Source organism: Rhizobium sp. NZLR1b (genome assembly GCF_019685155.1).
Classification (GTDB): Bacteria; Pseudomonadota; Alphaproteobacteria; order Rhizobiales; family Rhizobiaceae; genus Rhizobium.
In genome coordinates this window covers 12,316-31,589 of record NZ_JABDWC010000004.1, presented here as the reverse complement: position 1 = coordinate 31,589, position 19,274 = coordinate 12,316, and the positions used below count along the sequence as shown (strand labels likewise).

At 62.0% G+C, this 19,274-nt stretch carries 20 protein-coding genes; 5 read left to right on the top strand and 15 right to left on the bottom strand.

From position 1 onward, the window contains the following. Positions 1-108 precede the first annotated feature (108 nt). On the top strand, positions 109-993 hold the full coding sequence (locus HJB84_RS06860) for a LysR family transcriptional regulator (RefSeq protein WP_207585355.1): 885 nt from the start codon (positions 109-111) through the stop codon (positions 991-993). Positions 994-1,141: 148 nt separating this feature from the next. Here the strand turns inward: HJB84_RS06860 and HJB84_RS06855 are convergent, their stop codons facing one another. Beyond that, the gene (locus tag HJB84_RS06855; RefSeq protein ID WP_207585354.1) at positions 1,142-1,324 is read right to left on the bottom strand and encodes a hypothetical protein; all 183 of its coding nucleotides are present in this window, start codon (positions 1,322-1,324) and stop codon (positions 1,142-1,144) included. Between the two features lie 287 nt (positions 1,325-1,611). Here HJB84_RS06855 and HJB84_RS06850 point away from each other — a divergent pair, with 287 nt between their 5' ends. Continuing rightward, entirely contained in the window at positions 1,612-2,058 is a 447-nt protein-coding gene (locus tag HJB84_RS06850; RefSeq protein WP_207585353.1) for a hypothetical protein, read from the top strand. A 71-nt stretch (positions 2,059-2,129) separates the two neighbouring features. On the opposite strand, the gene HJB84_RS06845 is transcribed toward HJB84_RS06850, so the two are convergent. Both HJB84_RS06845 and HJB84_RS06840 read right to left on the bottom strand, forming a co-directional pair. Next, positions 2,130-2,900 (bottom strand): SDR family NAD(P)-dependent oxidoreductase, encoded by a 771-nt coding sequence (locus HJB84_RS06845; RefSeq protein ID WP_221115714.1) that lies wholly within the window; start codon positions 2,898-2,900, stop codon positions 2,130-2,132. Between the two features lie 246 nt (positions 2,901-3,146). After that, positions 3,147-4,040: a LysR family transcriptional regulator gene (locus tag HJB84_RS06840; RefSeq protein ID WP_207585352.1), complete on the bottom strand. Its 894-nt coding sequence runs from the start codon at positions 4,038-4,040 to the stop codon at positions 3,147-3,149. Positions 4,041-4,195: 155 nt separating this feature from the next. Here HJB84_RS06840 and HJB84_RS06835 point away from each other — a divergent pair, with 155 nt between their 5' ends. After that, positions 4,196-4,849 (top strand): hydrolase, encoded by a 654-nt coding sequence (locus HJB84_RS06835; protein ID WP_207585351.1) that lies wholly within the window; start codon positions 4,196-4,198, stop codon positions 4,847-4,849. 188 nt (positions 4,850-5,037) lie between these two features. On the opposite strand, the gene HJB84_RS06830 is transcribed toward HJB84_RS06835, so the two are convergent. Then, the gene (locus HJB84_RS06830) at positions 5,038-5,931 is read right to left on the bottom strand and encodes a LysR family transcriptional regulator (RefSeq protein WP_207585350.1); all 894 of its coding nucleotides are present in this window, start codon (positions 5,929-5,931) and stop codon (positions 5,038-5,040) included. Positions 5,932-6,034: 103 nt separating this feature from the next. Between HJB84_RS06830 and HJB84_RS06825 the strand changes: the two genes are divergently transcribed. Next, complete coding sequence (locus tag HJB84_RS06825) at positions 6,035-6,904, top strand: SDR family oxidoreductase (RefSeq protein WP_207585349.1); 870 nt, start codon at positions 6,035-6,037, stop codon at positions 6,902-6,904. A gap of 102 nt (positions 6,905-7,006) precedes the next feature. Here HJB84_RS06825 and HJB84_RS06820 read toward each other — a convergent pair whose 3' ends face one another. The 11 genes from HJB84_RS06820 to HJB84_RS06770 all read right to left on the bottom strand — a co-directional run bounded on the left by HJB84_RS06820 (position 7,007) and on the right by HJB84_RS06770 (position 17,445). Beyond that, positions 7,007-7,882, bottom strand: coding sequence for an FHA domain-containing protein (locus HJB84_RS06820; RefSeq protein WP_207585348.1), 876 nt, complete (start codon positions 7,880-7,882; stop codon positions 7,007-7,009). Between the two features lie 2 nt (positions 7,883-7,884). Continuing rightward, positions 7,885-8,787, bottom strand: a complete 903-nt coding sequence (locus HJB84_RS06815; RefSeq protein ID WP_207585347.1) for a type II secretion system F family protein — start codon at positions 8,785-8,787, stop codon at positions 7,885-7,887. Beyond that, positions 8,787-9,650, bottom strand: coding sequence for a type II secretion system F family protein (locus HJB84_RS06810; protein WP_221115559.1), 864 nt, complete (start codon positions 9,648-9,650; stop codon positions 8,787-8,789). The genes HJB84_RS06815 and HJB84_RS06810 overlap by 1 nt, the downstream gene beginning before the upstream one ends. A gap of 134 nt (positions 9,651-9,784) precedes the next feature. Beyond that, complete coding sequence (locus tag HJB84_RS06805) at positions 9,785-11,683, bottom strand: ATPase, T2SS/T4P/T4SS family (RefSeq protein WP_207585345.1); 1,899 nt, start codon at positions 11,681-11,683, stop codon at positions 9,785-9,787. A gap of 20 nt (positions 11,684-11,703) precedes the next feature. Further along, the gene (locus tag HJB84_RS06800) at positions 11,704-12,642 is read right to left on the bottom strand and encodes a Flp pilus assembly protein CpaB (protein ID WP_207585344.1); all 939 of its coding nucleotides are present in this window, start codon (positions 12,640-12,642) and stop codon (positions 11,704-11,706) included. Continuing rightward, positions 12,639-13,568 (bottom strand): hypothetical protein, encoded by a 930-nt coding sequence (locus HJB84_RS06795; RefSeq protein WP_221115558.1) that lies wholly within the window; start codon positions 13,566-13,568, stop codon positions 12,639-12,641. Before HJB84_RS06795 ends, HJB84_RS06800 begins: the two co-directional genes overlap by 4 nt. A 1-nt stretch (position 13,569) precedes the next feature. After that, positions 13,570-14,250 (bottom strand): TadE/TadG family type IV pilus assembly protein, encoded by a 681-nt coding sequence (locus tag HJB84_RS06790; protein WP_221115557.1) that lies wholly within the window; start codon positions 14,248-14,250, stop codon positions 13,570-13,572. After that, on the bottom strand, positions 14,222-15,865 hold the full coding sequence (locus HJB84_RS06785; RefSeq protein ID WP_221115556.1) for a pilus assembly protein TadG-related protein: 1,644 nt from the start codon (positions 15,863-15,865) through the stop codon (positions 14,222-14,224). The genes HJB84_RS06790 and HJB84_RS06785 overlap by 29 nt, the downstream gene beginning before the upstream one ends. Next, complete coding sequence (locus HJB84_RS06780; protein ID WP_207585340.1) at positions 15,862-16,659, bottom strand: TadE/TadG family type IV pilus assembly protein; 798 nt, start codon at positions 16,657-16,659, stop codon at positions 15,862-15,864. Before HJB84_RS06780 ends, HJB84_RS06785 begins: the two co-directional genes overlap by 4 nt. A 5-nt stretch (positions 16,660-16,664) precedes the next feature. Next, positions 16,665-17,228 carry a prepilin peptidase gene (locus HJB84_RS06775; protein WP_207585339.1) on the bottom strand — a complete coding sequence of 188 codons (564 nt, stop codon included), beginning with the start codon at positions 17,226-17,228 and terminating at the stop codon, positions 16,665-16,667. A gap of 13 nt (positions 17,229-17,241) precedes the next feature. Beyond that, positions 17,242-17,445: a hypothetical protein gene (locus HJB84_RS06770; protein WP_007628054.1), complete on the bottom strand. Its 204-nt coding sequence runs from the start codon at positions 17,443-17,445 to the stop codon at positions 17,242-17,244. A gap of 492 nt (positions 17,446-17,937) precedes the next feature. Here HJB84_RS06770 and HJB84_RS06765 point away from each other — a divergent pair, with 492 nt between their 5' ends. Continuing rightward, positions 17,938-19,227: a CpaF family protein gene (locus HJB84_RS06765; protein WP_246762889.1), complete on the top strand. Its 1,290-nt coding sequence runs from the start codon at positions 17,938-17,940 to the stop codon at positions 19,225-19,227. The last annotated feature ends 47 nt before the right edge of the window (positions 19,228-19,274 follow it).

Genomic DNA, 19,274 nt, shown 5'->3' with positions numbered 1-19,274 from the left:
GTTGGTTATATCAGTCGCCTTGGCTCGGGCGTGACCACTATCTTGCAAATGCTGAGGTTGATAAATAAGCTGCCGGTATCGTCATTCGAAACCAACAGGTAGGCAATCATGGACAAGCTGGCCGGCATGGCGATGTTTGTCAGGGTCATCGACAACGGCAGTTTCGCGGCCGCCGCGGAGATCGCGCAAGTGTCGCCTGCCATGGTCGCCAAGCACATCAAGACCATCGAGACCCGGCTCGGGGCGAAGCTGATCCATCGCACCACCCGACGCCATCAGCTCACAGAGGTTGGCCAGCTCTATTACGAGCGCTGCAAACGCGCGCTTTCCGAAGTGGCGCTGGCCGAGGCTTCGGCGAGCGAGCTGCAATCGGCGCCGCGCGGCCGGCTTCGGTTGGTGGCACCGGTCAGCTTCGGGACGCAGATCCTGGTGCCGGCGCTGATCGATTACCAGAACGCCTATCCCGACGTCAGCATCGAGCTGTCGCTCGACAACAATGTCCATGACCTCGTCGGCGAGGGGTTCGAGCTCGGCATCCACATCGGACCGTTATCCGACGACAGCCTGGTCGCCCGCCCGCTCACGCCCTACCGGCGGATTCTCGCTGCCGCGCCGGATTATCTCGCCCGCCATGGCCGGCCGGCCTCGCCTGAGGCTCTGACGAACCATCTCTGCCTCGGCCACTCCTATTGGCGCATGCAGGATCGCTGGCACCTGGTCGGGCCGGGAGGCGAAATGCGTGACGTGTTGATTTCCGGAAAATTCTCCACCAACCAGGGGGCAGCACTTCGCATGGCAGCGCTCAGCGGCGCGGGAATTGTGCTTCAGCCGGAACTGCTGCTCGCCGCTGATATCGTCGAAGGACGGCTTGAGCAGGTGCTGCCGGAATGGTCCTACAAGCCCGTTCCGATGTCCCTCGTCTATCCGCCGAACCGCCGGCCGACAGCGATGTTGCGGACGGTGATCGATTTCCTGGTGGAACGGTTTGGCTAGCGACACTCGGGACGCCAACGGTCGCTACTTAGCGGACGCGTATAAGCTCGCGCTCGCAGTCTACAGTAACCGGTGTTCCAGTCCCACTTTGCTTGAATTGTTCTTGAAGTAGAATGGCGCGAAAATAGGCCACGTGGAGTCGCCCGGTTTATTTATCGGATACGTCATAGGAGCTGTAGAAGCTCGGGTCCTTATCAAACACGTCGTAGTTATCGGCCGATTTCGTGGTCGACTTGTTGGTGACCTTGCGACGAAAAGCAAAGAGAAAAACCGCTGCCAATAAGGCGATGCCTAATGCCACCCCGATAAGAGCCGAAACTATCATCGTCATGATCCACTCCTCCGATACGAGGACAGTAAGGCACACTCCTTAAAAGACAACTTATCGCTGAAGGAGTTTAGGCATGCGATAGAGTTCGGCGATCCGCCTTCTTCCAACCGGCGCTGGCCGGCGCGAGATGTCGCTAAGTTTCGGGATATCGCCTAACAGCCCCACAACCCGATAGATGGATTATTAACTTCGAAATTAACTCAGGCGTGCAAGCCCATGGCAGCGGAGCCAGTTGATCGTATGATTGCCGCAATTGTCGAAGGTCGGTTTAGCTTGGGAGCGGACCCGTGCGTGTTCGCATTATCTGTGTTCTGATCCTCTCAATCGCCTTTGCGCGCTTCATGCCTGTGGTGATGGAGTTTGGCCGGGCGCTTTACGTAGACGACGACTTCGGAGCACCCGCTTCACCTGACCTCGTCTTCATCGCCATGTCGGTCATCCCAGGTATTCTCGCGGCAGCGGGCCTCTGGCTGGCGGATGTCCGGCAGCGCAGGTTACCGCTGCTCGCCTTGCCGCTCGGCATCATCATGTCGATCGGTGTGGGTTATGGCAGCACATTCTTCGCATTTCGCTACGCGACGGCCCGCTACGACATCCTGACCAACGACTGCTATTACACAAACGCCCTGGCTTTTCAGGGTAGGACTGGCGTCTTCATCTCATGGGGTGGACGAACGGCTTTTCATCCACTCGAAAAAGTTCGATCGATGATTCTTGTACCAGCCGGAGCCTAGTCAGCATGGCCAGCGGGACGCGATGAGCCACCTCTATGTCAGATTGTCCGAGGCGTGCAGCAGCCTCGGCCTCATGCGACGGACCATCCACCGTCCACCAGCAGGTTGGCACCGGTGATCAGGCTCGAAGCCGGCGATGCCAGGAAGACGACGGCACCCACCACATCATCGGTTTCACCGATCCGGCCGAGTGGAATGTGACCGAGCGTCGCTTTGCGATTGTCGGCATCGGATAGAAAAGCTGCTGTACCATCCGTGTGGATGAACGTCGGCGATACGGTGTTCACGGTGACATTATAGGCTGCCCATTCGGCTGCAAGGCAGCGCGTGAGGTGATTGATTGCCGCCTTGCTCATGCAATAGATTGCCTCGCCGCGCAGCGCCACGGTGCCGGCCTGTGAGCTGATGTTGATGATCCGGCCCCCATTGCGCTTGATCATGTGACGCCCCACTGCCTGCGTCATCAGAAAGGTGCCCTTAATGTTGACATCGAGGATCTCGTCAAGGTCCTTCTCCTCGACGAGTTCCGCGAGATTGCCGGGAGCCACGCCGACATTGTTGATGAGCACGTCGACCCGACCGAATGTAGCAAGCGCTGCATCGACGGCTTGTGCGATATGGGCCTTGTTGGGAATGTCCAGTTCAACAGTGATGACTTTTCGTCCCGTCCCCTCCAGTTCGGCCACCAGGCCTGCCGACGCTGCGACATCGCGGACCCCCAAAACAATATCGGAGCCTGCTGCGGCACAGGCAAGCGCGCAAGCTCGACCGATGCCACGGCTCGCTCCCGTCACCAAAGTCACCTTGCCCTCAAGGCTGAAGTCCGGCGCTTTCTTCTGCATCATGGTGCCTCCCTCGATGAAATCAATTTATGGCAGGGTCGGCGGGCGGATGCCAGAAATTCCACGCATTCTGAGGAGCGTCCCTTTGGCACGCGTCAGGTCTGCTTCGGGCCGGCAGCATCCGAAACCCGTCACACAAGCGGTCATTGAGGGATCGCTGCGCGCATACTCGCCCGAGGCGCTGGCGAACCTCGCCAAGCCCTGACATCGGATGAGACCGTGCCCGGCCTCCGCGCCCTTCGGGGGTTAGCGATCGAAGCCCGCTGGCTGCGGGGCCTGTTCGAAACACTCGATCAGCATTTCGGAGAGGACCCGTACCTTGCGGGCGGGATGCTGGCCCGGCGGGCGGATGACGTAGATGCCTGCCGGAGGCGGAGGATAGCGTGTCATGACCGGAACCAGCGCGCCGGAGGCCACGTATTGATGGGTGATGCCGTCGGGGATCCAGGCGATGCCGAGCCCTGCCAATGCGGCGGCGGCAAGTGCCGTGGCGTTGTCCGCCTTGAATCGCCCCCGCGGATGAACCGTGACGATCCTGTCGCCATCCATGAATTGCCAGGTTTCCGTTCCCTGCATGAGGGCCTGATGGGCGGCGAGGTCCTCCGGCCTCGCAGGTGAACCATTGCCTTTGATATAGTCCGGGCTCGCGACGAGCTTGCCATAAATCGGTCCGACGCGCTTTGCGATCAGGTTGGAGTCCGGAAGGAAACCAACCCGGATCGCACAATCGAAACCCTCTGCAATGAGATCGACGAAGCGATCGCTGTAGGAGGTGTCGATGTGAAGCTGGGGGTGGCGTCGCGCCATGTCCGCGAGCACGGGCGCGAAGTGGGTCGGGCCGAAGGAAAGCGGCAGTGCAACTCTCAGGCGGCCGCAAAGGTCACCGGCGGGCAGGATCGTCTCCCTGGCCGCGTCGATCTCGGCGCAGACCCTGGCCGCATAGTCCCGAAACGTGATCCCGGCCTCGGTGAGCGCCGCGCCGCGGGTGGTTCGTGCAAGAAGCTGGACGCCGAGATCCGCTTCAAGCCGGACGAGCCGCCGGCTGACGATTGACTTGGAGATGCCGAGCCGGCGCGCGGCTGATGTAACGCCACCCGCATCCGCAACTTCCACGAATGTCCTGAGCTCTTCAATATCCACTTCGGCGTTCCCCATTTCGCAACACAGCTTGGCACGAGAGAGCACTACCGTATCGCAAATGGGAATGACAGTGTCCGTTTCGGAGGCAGCGCCGCTGCTGGCGCGTGTCACCCGGCATACCAACCTCCCACACAACGGCAGCAGAGGATGTATTCATGACTTTTCGCAATGGCCTTGCTTCGCTTCTTCGTCCCGAGGATTCGGTCCTCGTTCTGATCGATCACCAGCCTTACCAGCTCGCGAATGTGAACAGCCACGAGCCGCAGATGGTGATCAACAATACGACGGGGCTGGCGAAGGCCGCCAAGGCCTTCGGTGTTCCGACAATCCTGACCACGGTGATCGCCGCGCGAGGCGGTCTCCTCTTCCCCCAGATCACGGATGTGTTTCCTGGTCAGGAGGTGATCGACCGGACGTTCATCAATACCTGGGAGGATCGCAAAGTGGTGGACGCGGTCAAGGCGACCGGCCGCAAGCAGCTGATCATTGCCGGTCTGTGGACCGAGGTCTGCGTCGCGATGCCGACGATCCAGGCCCTCGGCGAAGGCTGGGATGTGACTGTCATCACCGACGCGTCCGGCGCTGTATCGGTCGAAGCCCATGAGGTCGCCATCCAGCGCATGATCGCGGCTGGCGCAAACATGATGACGTGGATGGCACTGGCGTCCGAATGGCAGCGCGACTGGGCCCGGACCGACCAGGCCGCCGCCTTGACCGAGGTGATTACCCAGCATGCCGGCGGTAGCGGGATCGCATTCCTGTGGGAACAGCAACTGCTCAACACGCCGGTGCCGAACGCTGCAGGCTGATCCGAGCGGGGATGACGACAATCCTGACCGAGGCGTTGCGAAAGCGCGTCGTCTATCGGCTCGTCATCCCCTTCAACGAGACGCGAAGGGTGCGATGTCTCGTTCGGGCGGTCGATGGTCATGATGTTGCTCACACACAAGAGAGAGCTAACCTTTTCATGCACTCGGTCGCTTCGAGAGATCAGAACCTATCCCTCGACATAGGCTGCCAGCTCTTCCGCCGTACCCATGGGAAAGGCCACTTTCAAATAGTCGAGGAAGGCGGACACACGCGCGCTGAGTAGCCGTCGCGATGGATAGAGAGCCCAGAGCCGCGTTTCAGGCCCATCGACATCTCCCCAACGGACCAGTGTGCCGGCAGCAAGATCACGGCTGACCAGGGATACAGGAAGACGCGCCGCGCCGATGCCCATCCGGACGGCATCTCGGACCATGGTCAGCGAAGATAGGCAAAGAACTGGATCAACGACAATCTTGGATTGCCCGGTCGGCGTCATCATCGTCCAGGACCCGCCTTGATCCAGCGAGCCGCGGACGACCACGGGCACCACTGCCCCCTTCGCCGGGTGCGGAACGCTCGGGCTTGCTACAATCACCAGTCCATCACGCAGGAAAACCCGTCCGACAAGGCTCTCATCCGGGTCTGGATTGACACGGATCACCACGTCGTATCCTTCCTCCACCATGTCGACGGCTCGGTCCTCTGTCGTGATCTCCAGGCGGACCTCCGGATATCTAAGGGCGAATCCCGCGGCCAGTTTGCCCATCGCCGTCTGGGAAAACAGCAATGGTGCACTGATCCGCAACCTGCCCCGCGGGCTGTTGCCGCCGAATGCGATGGCTGCGGCCGTTTCGTCGAGTTCCGTCAGCAGCGCGCCAGCCCTCTCATGAAGCGCTCGCCCCTCCTCCGTCAGCTTGAGCATACGCGCACCGCGCTCGAATAGCCGGAGCCCGAGGCTGGCTTCGAGTTCCGCTACCCGGCGCGAGAGCGTGGCTTTGGGACGGCCGGCAGCGCGTGCGGCGCGGCCGAAGCCGCCGTGGCGGGCGACGGTGACGAAATCGGCGAGGGCAAGCAAATCCATCTGTTCCATCCATGAGACGCGGCGTCCAGATTCAGCGTCTATTGGATCATCTGTGAGCCATCCATATTCGGGTTGTCAACAATGACTACCCCGGAGAAATCACATGACTATCCTTGTTACAGGCGCAACCGGCCGCGTGGGCCGCCAGGTTGTCAGCCAACTTCTCAAGCGCAAAGCCTCGGTTCGCGTTCTCGTCCGCGATCCCTCAAAGGCCAACCTCCCGGCCGACGTGGAGGTCGTGCAGGGCGACATGCTCGACATCGACGCATTGCGCGCCGCCTTCGACGGCATCAGAACGCTCTTCCTTCTGAACGCGGTGGCGGGCGACGAATTTACGCAAGCGCTCATCGCTCTCAACATTGCGCGCGAGTCAGGCGTCGAGCGTGTCGTCTACCTGTCCGTCATCCATAGCGAGCGGTTCGTGAACGTGCCCCACTTCGCGGTGAAGTCGGGTGCCGAACGGATGATCGAAGCGATGGGTTTTAGCGCCACTATCTTGCGTCCGGCCTACTTCATCGACAATGAGCTCATGATCAAAGACGTCATCTTCAATCATGGCGTCTATCCGATGCCGATTGGCAGCAAGGGGGTGGCCATGGTCGACACCCGAGACATCGCCGAGGTCGCGGCGATCGAGCTGATCCGGCGGGATCGAGCACCCGGCAAGCTGCCGGTCGAGACCATCAACCTGGTTGGCCCGAATACGCTGACCGGCTCGGACCTCGCCGCCATCTGGTCGGAGGTCCTGGGTCGCCCGGTCATCTATGGCGGCGACGACCCCACGGCGTTCGAGCAGAATCTCGCCACCTTCATGCCGAAATGGATGGCCTACGAGATGAGGCTGATGGCCGAACGCTATGTCAGCGACGGCATGGTGCCGGAAGCGGGCGATGTCGAGCGTCTCACTCAACTGCTGGGACGCCCGCTCCATAGCTATCGCGCCTTCGCTTCCGACCTCGTCGCGTCAGCCTGAACTCTCTTACGTCCAACGTCCCGAACAAAGAGCAATTCCAGCAAAAATGCGTAGCGGTTTCGCGTTCTATCTCTTTGTTTTCACGCAATTCCGGACCTGCGATCAACGCTTGGCAGGCGGCTTCACGGCCGCTCGCCGCTGCAGCGCAAAACGCGCCGCCGAGCAGTTAATGTCGGGCACGAGATCATAGGTCTGCTGGTAGAGGCTCAGCGCCAGCGTTTTGTTGCCGCGGGTTTCCGAGGCAAGGGCGGCAATTGCGGTGCGTTTGTAGGCCTCGACGATCGGCTCGGCGGCCTTTGCCAGCGCCGCGTCGTCCGACGGTTCGGCCGCCAGCGAAAGGGCAGCATAGGTTGCATCGCCATCGCGGCCGACACGGCCGCCGACGGCGCCGTTGAAGCTTGGTTCGGAGACCTGGCGCATGCGCCGGGCGTTCTTGATGCAGGTCGGGATGCGGGCGGCCTCGGCGTTGATACGCTCGGCGGTCGGTCCGCCCTCGGTGCTGCCGCTATCGGACAGGATCACGTAGCCGATGATGCCGACGATGGCGAGATAGACGACACCCATGCCGGCGAGGAAAGCCGGCTGCTTGAGCAGCGGCTTCTTCGGCTTGTCGTCACCAGTCTTGGATGCCTCCTTCTTCGGCGCCTCCTTGGCCGGCGCCTTCTCCAGAAACTGGAATTCGACATCCTTGCCGAGGCGGAAGCTGTCGCCTGTCTTCAGCGAGGCAGTCTGCAAGAGGGCTTCGCCGCGCAGCATAATCGGGTTCAGCCCCATGCGGCGAATGATGAAGCCGCCGTCGTTCTGTTTTTCGATGCGCGCATGGATCGGCGCCAGAAACGGATCGTCGACGACGATATCGGCATTCGAAGCCCGGCCGATCGACATCTCAGGCCGGTCGAGCACATGGCTGCGGCTCTGGCCGCCGGGTCCGGTCTGCAGAAGGCTGGGTTTGTTTCCGCGAAAGAAGGAAAAGGCCATGATCAGAACATCCCACTCGACATCATCTCGACAATTGCCGGCGCCAGCACCAGAAGCAGGATCGACACGACGATCATCATCGCCGGCATGACGATCTTGGCTTTCAGCTTTTCACTGGCCCTGTCGGCCTTTTCCCAGCGGCGGAAGCGCAGGTCGCGCGCATGTTCGCGCAGAAGCTCGACGCGGTTGCTGCCCTCGACCTCGCCCTGGATCACCGCACGGATGACGCGGATGACCTCCTCGGCAGTCATGCGCCGCTCCAGGCGCTGCAGCGCCTCGACCATGCCGGTGCCGAGCGCCACGTCCTTCAGCGTCTGATCGATCTCTTCGCTCATCACCGTGCCGGGTGCCGCCTCGGCATAAAGCCGCAGGCTTTCCGGCAGGGTCGCCTGCGCCTGCTGCGTCATGACGACGAGATCGAGGAAATAGGGAAATTCGCGCGAAATGCGTTCCTTGCGATCCTGCATCTTGTCGTCGGCGACCACCCAGAAATAGATGGCGGGGATCAGCCCGAGGATCAGACCGGCGACCAGGCCGCCGATGATGCTGCCGCTGGCAATGCCGAACAGCACGCCGAGCAGGACGAAGCCGAAGAGGCTGAGGACAACGAGAAGCGCGATATATTCCCGCCCGGTGACGCCGCCGAACGGCCGGCCGCCATAGATCAGCTTCTGCTCGAGCTGGACGCCGTAATCTTCCAGCAGCGGCTCGAAGTGCAGCAGCACGAATTCGACCGGCGTGCGCATGCCGATGCTGTCGACGATATTCGGCGGCGGGCCATCGCCGCCGCGGGATCGGCGCACCACCTGGATGCTGCCGAGCAGATCGCCGATCCACCAGACGAAGAGGGCCGCGGTAATGCCGGCAAAAACCACCGCAATCGGGGCGAGAGGAATTTGAGACATCAGACCGACACCTTCATCATCGAGCGCATCCAGAAGAAGCCGGTGGCATAGAGAATGGCGCCGACGATCGCGATGACGATGCCGATGGCGTTGCCGAACACCTTGTCGATCAATTCAGGCTGCCCGAAGAAGATCATCAGGATCATGAACAGCGCGCCGCCGTTGACGACGCGGAAATTCATGCGCGCCTGCGACGACGAGGTGGTGATCTTCTGATCGAGCTTCCAGATTTCCTTGAAGGATTTCGACATTTCGGTCAGCGGCTCGGAAATATCGCCGCCTTGGCGGGCAAACAGACCGAGGGCCGCATCGACCATCTTGAAGTGCAGGCTCGGCACGGTGCGGGCGTGGCGGTCGAGCGCCTCGACCAGGCCGATGCCGAGCTTCTGTTCGCGGGCGATGCGCTCGAATTCGCGCGAGGCCGGCATCTGGCCGGTATCGGCCACCGCATTGACGGCCACGGCGAGCGGCTTGCCGGTGCGCACCGCCGAGACGATCTGGTCGACGGCATAGGGAAGCTGCGATTCGATCTGCAGCCAGCGCCGGTGCAGGAAGTGGCGGATCACCGCCTTAGGCAGGAACAAGGCGACCGGGATGGCAACGACGATGCCGAAGATCGGCCCGAAGATCAGCGAGACGACGATGAAGACGACGATCGCCGTGATGGCGTAGGCAAGGATCATCGTATACGGCGGAACGGCATCACGCCCAAAGACCTGTGCTGCCTCGCTGGCCAGCGCAATATCACGTTCGGTGGCGCGCAGCAGCGGCGCCGGCCAGTGCACCGGCGCGCCCCAGACGAGCAGCCCCGCCGTCACCGCGCCAAGGGCGACCGTAAAAATCTGCAGAATGCTGATATACATTGCTTCCCCCTCAGAGCAATTCCAGGAAAAGTGCGAAGCGGTTTTCCCAGGCAAACCGCAAAGCCCTTTTGCCGGGAATTGCGTAAAAACAAAAGCTTAGAGCGGTTCTGCGCTTCCGCAAAACCTGAACCGCTCTAAACGAACATATCGAGTTTTTCGATTTCGCCGTCTTCCCCGAACTCGACGAGTTCGGCGACGAAGCTCGGCAGGTAGCCTGTAAAGGCATGCACCGCCTGGCCGCCGGCGCGGCCGACCAGATGGAAGATCGGCTCGACGATGACCAGACCGGTATCCGGATCGATGCCGATCACCTCGGAAATCTCGGTCACCGCACGCCGGCCATTCGCCAGACGGTTGAGCTGGACGACGAGTTCGACGGCGGCGACGATCTGCTGGCGGATCGCCATGACCGGCAGCGAGCTCTGACCCTGCAGCACCATCACCTCAAGCCGGGTCATCATGTCCTGCGGCGTATTGGCATGCGCCGTCGTCATCGAGCCGGCATGGCCGGTGTTCATCGCCTGCAGCATGTCGATCGCCTCGGCACCCCGGCACTCGCCGACGATGATGCGGTCGGGGCGCATGCGCAGCGCGTTGCGCACCAGGTCGCGGATGGTAACGCTGGTTTCGGATTCCGCCGTCTTCGGCCGCGATTGCAGATAGACCACATGGATGCCGTCGAGCTGCAGTTCCGACGTGTCCTCGACGGCAACGACGCGTTCGCCGATCGGGATGAACTGCGACAGGCTGTTCAACAGCGTCGTCTTGCCGGAGCCGGTGCCGCCGGAGACGACGATGTTCTTGCGCGAGCGGACGGCCGCCTCAAGAAAGGCGCGCATCGGCTCGCTGAGCGCGCCGGCGGTAACCAGCTTGCTGATATCGAGACGCGACTTGCCGCCGAACTTGCGGATGGTCAGGCAGGCGCCCTTGACCGCCAGCGGCGGGATCACGGCGTTGACGCGCGATCCATCCGGCATGCGGAAGTCGGCCATCGCCTCGCTCTCGTTGATCGAGCGGTTGGAATCGACGGCGATGCGCTCGATCACCTTCATCAACTGCCGCTCATTGGCAAAGGCGAAGGGATACCGTTCCAGCAGGCCGAATTTTTCGACATAGATCTCGTCATAACGCGTCACCATGATTTCCGAGATGACGTCGAGATCCATCAGCTCCGAGATCGTCCCCCAGCGGTACATCAGCTCCTCGATATTGGAGCGCAGATGCATATGGGCGATCTCGTAGCGGTCGCCGGCGTTGAAGAGGGCCTGGCGGGACTGGAAGGCGGCGCTGAACCGCGTGTCGAGCTGGGCGAAGTCGGCGCGGGTGGATTCGAAATTCAGCTTCAGCTGCAGCGCCGAGATCAGCGCCTTGCCGACGTCGAACAGCCGGCGATTGTCCTGCTCCTCGCGCGATAGGCTTGCGGCATTCGACGAAGCATCGCGCCGCCCGGTGCGGGCAATGCGTTTTGCCAGCCACCGATAGACGGCGTTCTTGATGACGAGGATGACCAGATCCTGCGGCGCACTGTCGAGCGCCTCCTTGATGAACATGTCGAGCCGTTCGCGGATGCGGTTTCGCGTGTCCTCGCGGCCGAAATCGGAGGATTTCACCAGCCGGTCATATTGCGTGTCTTTTAGCAATCGCTCATGGACTTCCATCTGCAGCGCCAGCACCCGCTCCTGGTCCGGAAACTGCGTCACGACTTCGGCGGCCGCGGTCGGCTCGACGAGTTCGATCGTGACGTTCGGCACCCAGATCGACATGCCGGCCGAGATCGCAACCGGCGTGCCGGCCCGAAGCGGCTGGTCGTCGACACGCGTCGGATTGCGGCCGTGATGCTGCACCGACCAGCCCTGACCGGACTTGCGCAGCACGAATTGCGGCGAAGAGACGTGGCTGCCGCGCAGCCGCACGACCCCGGCGCCGGCCGGCAGCGTCAGCGTGCTGCTTTCGCCGACGAAATAGGTCTCATTCGAAGAAAGCGGGATCACCTCCCGGCCGCTGCCATCCTCATAGGAAATCTTCAACAGCATGGCTCACTCCTCCGCGACGGTCACATACGCGTCCAGTTGATGCTCGGCAGTTCCTCGACGGTATTGTCGGCGGGATTGCGCAGCACGAGGTTCAGACTGCCGTTCGACTGGCCCATGGCAAAAATCAGCATTTCGGCTTCCGACGGTGTCACTTCGACGGTCACGTTATTGTACGTGCTGTTGGCCTTGGTAATGGCACCTTCCGCCGTCGTCGCCGCGCCGACGGCCAGCACTTTGACATTCTGCAGGAAGGTGCGGGTGACGACGCGGGTGCGCGAGCTCATGCCGAGTTTATAGTCTTGCGCCTGTTTGCGGTAGGCGTTGACGTCATTCTCGTCGGCCCCTGGATATTGGTTGAGATAGTTCTTCAGCATCTGCTCGGCCGGCGACTGCGGCTGGGCCGGAGCCTGCGGCTGTCCGGCCACAGTCGGGGCTTGTCCGGGCGCGGCAGGCGCCTGGCCGGGGGTTCCCGGCTGGGCTGCAGCGGCAGGTGCGACGGGTTCGACCGGTTCATCGACCGTGCCGAGGATATCGACATAGCTGCCCGGCTCGACGAAGTGGCCGACGGCTGCGGCCGCATTGACGGGAAGGGTGAGCGCCCGCTTGCCGGGCGCGATCATCGTCGTCAGGCGTCCGCCGTCATTATCGTCGAAATACTGGAACAGCAGCACCGAGCCGGCGGGAATGTCGGCGGCGGCCGTCCTGTCCTTCAGCCATTCCTGGTAAGCGCTGGCCGCGGGAACCGCGAGCTTGGCGAGCGCCCCGAAGCTTTCCGGCAGCATGACCGGTTCGGCGAGCATGTCGGGCGTGATCGCTTGACCTCGCGTCACCTTCCTGTCGGGCTGGAGCCGCATGAAGGCATAGGCTACCTGCTCGTTCTTGACGCTCTCGGTCCAGAAGTAGAGCAGAACGCCGGTGATGAGCCCGACGATGACAGCCGCGATGAGCTTCCAGTTCATGGTGTTGTTCCTTCGAGGAAGGGTTGCCTGATTTGAATGACCTCGACGGTCCGGCCGTCGGTCTTGCTGCTGGTGTAGAGAACATTGGCCTCGACGCTGCCGCGCCGGCCATAAAGGGCGGTGACCCCGCCGCGCTCAGCCGGCGGCGCCTCGATGGTGAAGCCGTCACGGGCCAGCAGCTCGGCGCGCGCATCGGCCCAGCGTACGGCCGATAGCCGGCCTTTCGACACGACCGTGCGCGACGTGTGGCCCTTGTCGCGGTCGCCGATATCGCTCAGCACCTCGACGCCGGCCGGCGGACGCAGCGACGGCGGCAGCTTGCTGACATCGGCCGAAGCCGCGAAGGCCGGCAGGGACGAAGCGACGTCCTCGAAGCGGCTCATCAGCACCTCTGTCACCGGCGCATCGGCGGGCCGGCGGATCATGATCGAGACGCCGGGGATCGGTGCTCTCGCCGAGGGATTTGCCGGGTCCTGCCGTCTGAGATAATCGAGGGCTGCCTCGCCGTCGCCGTCGAAGAACCGAACCACCACGGCGAGATCGTCTCGGATGCGGCTGGTCTTCGGGACGATCAGCATGTTGGCGGCAATGACCGCGGTCAGTTCTTGGCTGTCGTTGCTTTTCGGCAGGGCAGGCCGGGTATTGACGGCCAGCACCCGCAGCCATTCGTCGGTGATTTCGGAAATGCTGCGATCGCTCTGATAGGGCGTGAATTCGAGCGGCTGGCCGTTGATGACGAGATCGCGCGGCGAACGTTCCGGTGCGCCGAGAATGCCGGCCAGCATCGAATTCAGCGTCGCCCGGAAATCCTTGTAGACCTCCGCATGGCCTGGTTTGGCCACGACCATGGCAGCGAGCCCGATGACGAGCGCCAAACCAGTGAGATGGCCGGCGAAACGGATGGAGATGCGCGCTCCCTGTCTCATCCTATTTCGCTCCCGGAAAGACGCCGTCGAAGAGATCGCCGGAATCGTCGGCCACATCGCGGATTTCCCGGCGCAGTGTCGGGTCATAGCCTCGGCGCGTCGTATTGTTGTTGTGCGAGGCAAACAGCGTTGCGTCGTCCACCGTGAACGCATCCTTCCAGCGGATGCTCCTGATCGTATCGAGGTCGTCGGAATCCCTGAACTTGTAGACCCGGTCGGCCGTCGCGGTGACCAGCTGCGGCTTCTCATTGGCGAGGTCGCCGACCATATCGCCGAAATCGCGACCGTCGCTCTTCAGCGTGTTCTGGACGTCGTCCCAGACAAAGGTGCGCTGAGGGTCGCCGTCGCCTTCATGCGAGGGCGTGCGCGAGCAGCTCATGGCGTCACTTCCGGGCAGCGCCGGCAGGGACGGGATTGGAAAGACGTTGGAGAAATCCGACGTGCAGTCCAGCCCATTCGCCTCGGCGAAAGCGGCGTTGCGCATGGCAAGCATGGTTCCCACCTTCTTGGTGGAAATCCGGTTTGCGTGGATCATGAAGATCACGATCAGCAGGATGACCGGTGCTGCGAGCACGAATTCGATCGAGGCCAGGCCGCGCCTGTCGCGATGCAGCCGCATCAGCAGGCCGCCGGCCGGCGCGCCGCCGGCATGTTCAGTGTGTGTTGACGGCAGCCCAGGCATTGGCTCCTCCCTTGTCGAAGACGCGGGTCAGGCCGGTGAAACTATCGGCGGCCGGGCTCTGCTTGATGGTGTTCGAAACCTCGCCGGTATCGTCGGCAAGCGTGGCAGGCGCAAGCGATGCCAGCCAGTCTTGGGTGTAGAGATCGAAGGCCGTATAGTTGTGGACCCAGCTCTGCGCCAAGGCATAGGCGGATGCCGTCTTGTCCTTGAAGATGCGGATCTGCAGCCGGGCGCGCGGCGCGCGTGAAACGATCGCCAGTGTCTGGTAGTCGTCGAGTTGTTCGCCGCCAAACGGCGTGAAGTTGAAGGGTATGCGTCCCTTCAGCCAGTAAGGCTTGGGGAAGGAGATGACCGGCAGGTCAACACCCGCCACGGAGATCGCGCCACCCGCCGGGCCGCAGACCTGGTTCCAGATCATGTCGAACTTGCGGGTGAAATCGTTCTCATCTTTTGTCTGTGAGTCCGAATAGCGCGGCGGCACGTCGATCGGCAGCTGGAAGGGGTTCACGATGCCGAACCCGACACCGAAGACCTTGTCCGCCAGCCAGAAGCTGACATCGAGGGCTGCTTCTTCCAGCCAGCTGAGATCACCGGCGAATTGTTCGACGATTGCCTTGAACGGGACCTTGCTCAGGTAGGCCGGGCCGAAGGCTTCGTAAAAGATGTAGAAGTTCACCAGTGCATTGTCGATGCCACTCTTGTGGTTGACAAAGTCGCGAATATGGCTGCCGTCGACTCCGCCCGCGGTCAGCGGGCCCTTGCCGTTGGGGAAGCCGCGGTTGGCATACTCGCCACGCATCAGAAACGGGTCCTGTCCCTCCGTACCCCTGCTCATCGCAAGGCACATTTCAGCATAGGCCGAGGCGGGATTGATGCCATCGCGATCGACCGGCAGGTTACCGCCCGCACCTTCTCCGGCCTGGTCGCAGGATACGCACGGCGGATGGAAGACGACATGATCCGACTTGTTCAGGCGCACCAGATGCAGGGCCTCATTGCCGACCCGCTGCGGAAAGCTCTCGACCAGGTAGTCATTGAGGTCGTTCATCGCGTCGATGATGTCGCTAGACTTCACGATCAGGCCCCAGGGATCATAATCGATCTGTGCTTTTACCGTGTATGCAATCGCAAGACTGGCCTCCGTCGCCCGGAACCCCTGGAAAGCCAGGCAAGCGCCGTAGATGATGCCGCCGACGATCGGGACCTTTTCCCAGCCGGGGCAATAGGGCATCGGCGGAAGCGGCGGCAGAAGCGACGCCGGTCCGAAGCCGTCCGTGAAAGAGTATTCGGCGAGTTTCGCCAAAATGACGCCCGAGCGCAGCGCCAGTTCCGCCGAGGTGAGCTGGAAGGCGACCGAGGTCGCCATGACCACGGTTGCCTGCGAGGAGGCGACGTTGTTCATCGCCATGATGTTGAGATAGCGCGCTTCCCAGTCGGCATGGACCATAGCGGCAGCGTCTGCCGTGTCCTGGGTGCGCTGCTTGTCGTAGATCAACTGTCCCGTATTCAGGATCCATACGATCATCAGGGCGAGCGCGATCGTCATGTAGAGGATGATCGGCGACAGGAAGCCGCGTTCGTCGCGGTGCAGGCGTTTGATCAGGGTCGGCGTCATAGCAGGTTCACCTCCGCCGTCGAGATCGTGTAGTAGCGGCCGTCTTTCCTCTGGCCGCGGGCAAAGACCCAGCCGGCATATTCGAGCAGCAGGAAGCGCGCTTCGACCCTGGCGGTCACCGGCACATGCGGCGAGCGGTTGATGGCGGCATAGAGCGCCATAGGCGCGCGGTCGACGGTCACCGTGACGTTCTGCGGGTCGAACATGTAGCGAGCCTGGTTGCGCATTGCGCGCCAGTTCTTCGAAAGGCCGGAGGCATCGGCAAGGCTTTTCAGCGCCTCTTCCGGCGGCTGACAGGCGCCGACACATTTCAGCTGGTCGTAGGGGGCGGCCGGGATCAATGCCAGGCGGGCGGCAAGATCGGCCTTCCCCGGGGCAGCGTCGTCATCGCAGGTCTTGGCGTCGATGAAGCTCCGGAGGGTGATCGGCAGGGCCGGGCAGAAATAGACCCGGGCACTGCGGGCCGCCGCATAAGCGGCATAATGGGTGAAGAGGTGGTTTTTGGCCAGGATCGCGAATTGGAACACCACGAACATGAAGAAGACGAAGACCGGGGTGACGAGCACGAAATCCATCATCGTCGTGCTGCCGGAGATATCGCCGTGCAGCTCCGATATCCGGCGCCGGCGGGCGGAAAGCCGCGGCAGCAGCAGCATCGAGGCAAGCAAAATCATCGCAATCGCAAAGGTCCCGAAGAGCGCGCCGTGATCCTCAGGGATCCAGAAGGTCCGTGAGTGCAGGATCGAACTCCAGAAGGCACCGTCGAAGATGGGGCGTTCGAGTTCAGCGCGCATTGCCGTTACCTCACGAGTGAAAGAGGGGTGAAATCAGGCATGAAAAGGCACCAGAGAAGTCCGAGAGCGGCAGCAACGCCGAAGCGGACGGTATGATGTGTCTCGCGTGGCTTCAGCACCGAAGCGGCATCGCGGAAACCGGCAGGCAGAAGCAGGGCGAACAATCCGACGGTCCTGGCCAGCACGCTCCACTGAACACGCCGCGCCATCGAGAAGACGGCGATCACGCCGCCGACCATCAGCGATGCAAGCGTCACGTCGATGGCCGGCCAGAGGCCGAGAATGGCGCCGAGCGCCGCCATCAGCTTGACATCGCCGCCGCCGCAGCTTCCGGCTGCGAAGGCGATGATGAAGATCATGCCGGCCGCAATGAGGCCGGCGAAGGCAAGGCCGATCCCGGCCAGACCGCCGCTGACTGCCGCCAGCATGAAGCCGGCAAGCAAGCAGGGATAGGTCACGGCGTTCGGGATGTGACCCTGGCGGTGATCGAGCACCGCCGCGGTCGTGGCGCAGGCGACGGCAAGAGCCGCCGCCGCAGGCATCAGGGTCAGATCATAGGTCGTATCCATGATCCCGGCCCACTTATTGACCCGGCTCGGGAATTCTCTCGGCATCCGAGAGCGCCGTGTTCTTTTCGTTGAACCATTCGCCGATCTGTTTGCCGAATGCGAGCAGGATCAGCATCAGCGGAATGACGATCAGGGCGACGGCGAGAACGATCTGGGCCATGTCGCCGCGCTCGTCCTGGTGAAGTGCAATTGCGAGTGTCTTGAGTTTTCCAAACATCTGCGTATTCCTCGTTCCTAGGGTTGTTTCGGATCGAAGACCTGAGAGAAGATTACCAAGCATACGGTATCGATCCGAACGAGCACGTTGCTCGTTCCAATGATATGTTCTGCTTCAGCTTTTCTTCCCCGGCGGCCAACGCTTGTTGAGCAACACCATTAAGACCCAAGAGTGCGCCCAAGGCCAGCCCTCCGTCAAGCAAACGAAACGAAGGGTTCCAATTGCCTTGGAGGCATGGCGTGGGAAAACGGAGTTGACGCCGGGATTTCGCAACTAACCGATTGAATACGCTGCAGTTTTACCTCAAGAAGGGAAGTCTGCGACGATCTTGTGGCGACTTGTCTACTGCTCCATAATTGGTCAATTCTTTCAAGGTGATAGAAGAAGGCGCCTGCAGGGGTCATCTGGGCTGTCTCAGCGCGACGCGGCCATGGCGTTGCTTGACGATCTGGATTAAGCTTTCCTGCAATGGCGGGTATGATCCGCTAGTCGATCCGGAGAGAAAACGATGGAAACGATGAGCAGCATCTTGATACTTGCATTGGTCCTCATTCCACTGATGATGTTCTTTCCGACCGCGGTCCAGATGATGGCGACATTGTTCGGCATGAGCACGGTTCTTGTGGGGATGCCGCTCTGATGAAGGCCGTTTCCGACGACGCCGCCGAACAGGCGACCTTCCAGGTCCTGACCCGGGCACTGGACAAGCTCTTGGGCCCGATCCGCTTCCTGCTCGATGATCCGAGCGTTTCCGAAATCCTGATCAATGGGACATCCAACATCTTCGTCGAAAGGCGCGGCAAGCTCGAACGCGCCGATACGCGTTTTGCCAGCCGCGAGGACCTGGAATCGGCTGCGCGCAGCATCGCGCAATTCTCCGGCAAGCGACTGACGCCGGAGGAGCCGAGCGTCGAAGCGCGTTTGCCGGATGGCTCGCGCGTGCAGATGATTCAGCCGCCCGCGTCCCGCACCGGGCTCTGCATCTCCATTCGCCGCTTTTTGAAAGAACATCGCAGCATCCGCGACCTCGTCACCCAGGGCAGCCTGACCGAGGGGTCGCTATCGCTGCTGCAGGCGGCCGTCGGGCTGCAGAAGAACGTCATCATTTCCGGCGGCACCGGCACCGGCAAAACGACGATGCTGAACGCGCTGTCGGAGGCCTTTGCCGACCACGAGCGCATCATCGTCATCGAAGACACGTCCGAATTGCAGATCCGCAAGGAACACGTCGTCTATCTCGAAGTCACCAAGCCCGACCGTTTCGGCCGCGGCGGCGCCAGCATCCGCGACCTGTTCCGCTCATCGCTGCGCATGCGGCCCGACCGCGTCATCGTCGGCGAGTGCCGCGGCGGCGAGGCGCTGGATATGATCCAGGCGATGACATCAGGCCATAGCGGCAGCCTTTCGACGGTTCACGCGAACACGCCCTACGACTCCCTGCACCGGCTGGAGACGCTGGCGCTGATGTCGGATATCGACATGCCGCTCCGGCCGCTGCGCGCCCAGATCGCCTCGGCGGTCGACGTCGTCGTGCAGATCGCCCGTTTCAAGCGCACCGGGAGACGCCGGGTGATCGAGATTTCCGAGATCAAGGGCCTGAACAATGACGGCCAATATATCGTCGAGAGCATCTACAAGCTCGAGGGCGACGGCCATTCCAATCCCGACGGCGCATTGCTGTGGACCGGTGTCGTGCCGAGCTTTGCCGCCGATGCGATCGAAGAGCTGCAAGGCGCAGAACGCCCCGAATGGATAGGTGCCGCCGCGCGGGAAACGGCTTGAAGTCCATCGGCGGACGCCGCCTGGTGGAAAGCGAGTTAGGATTTACG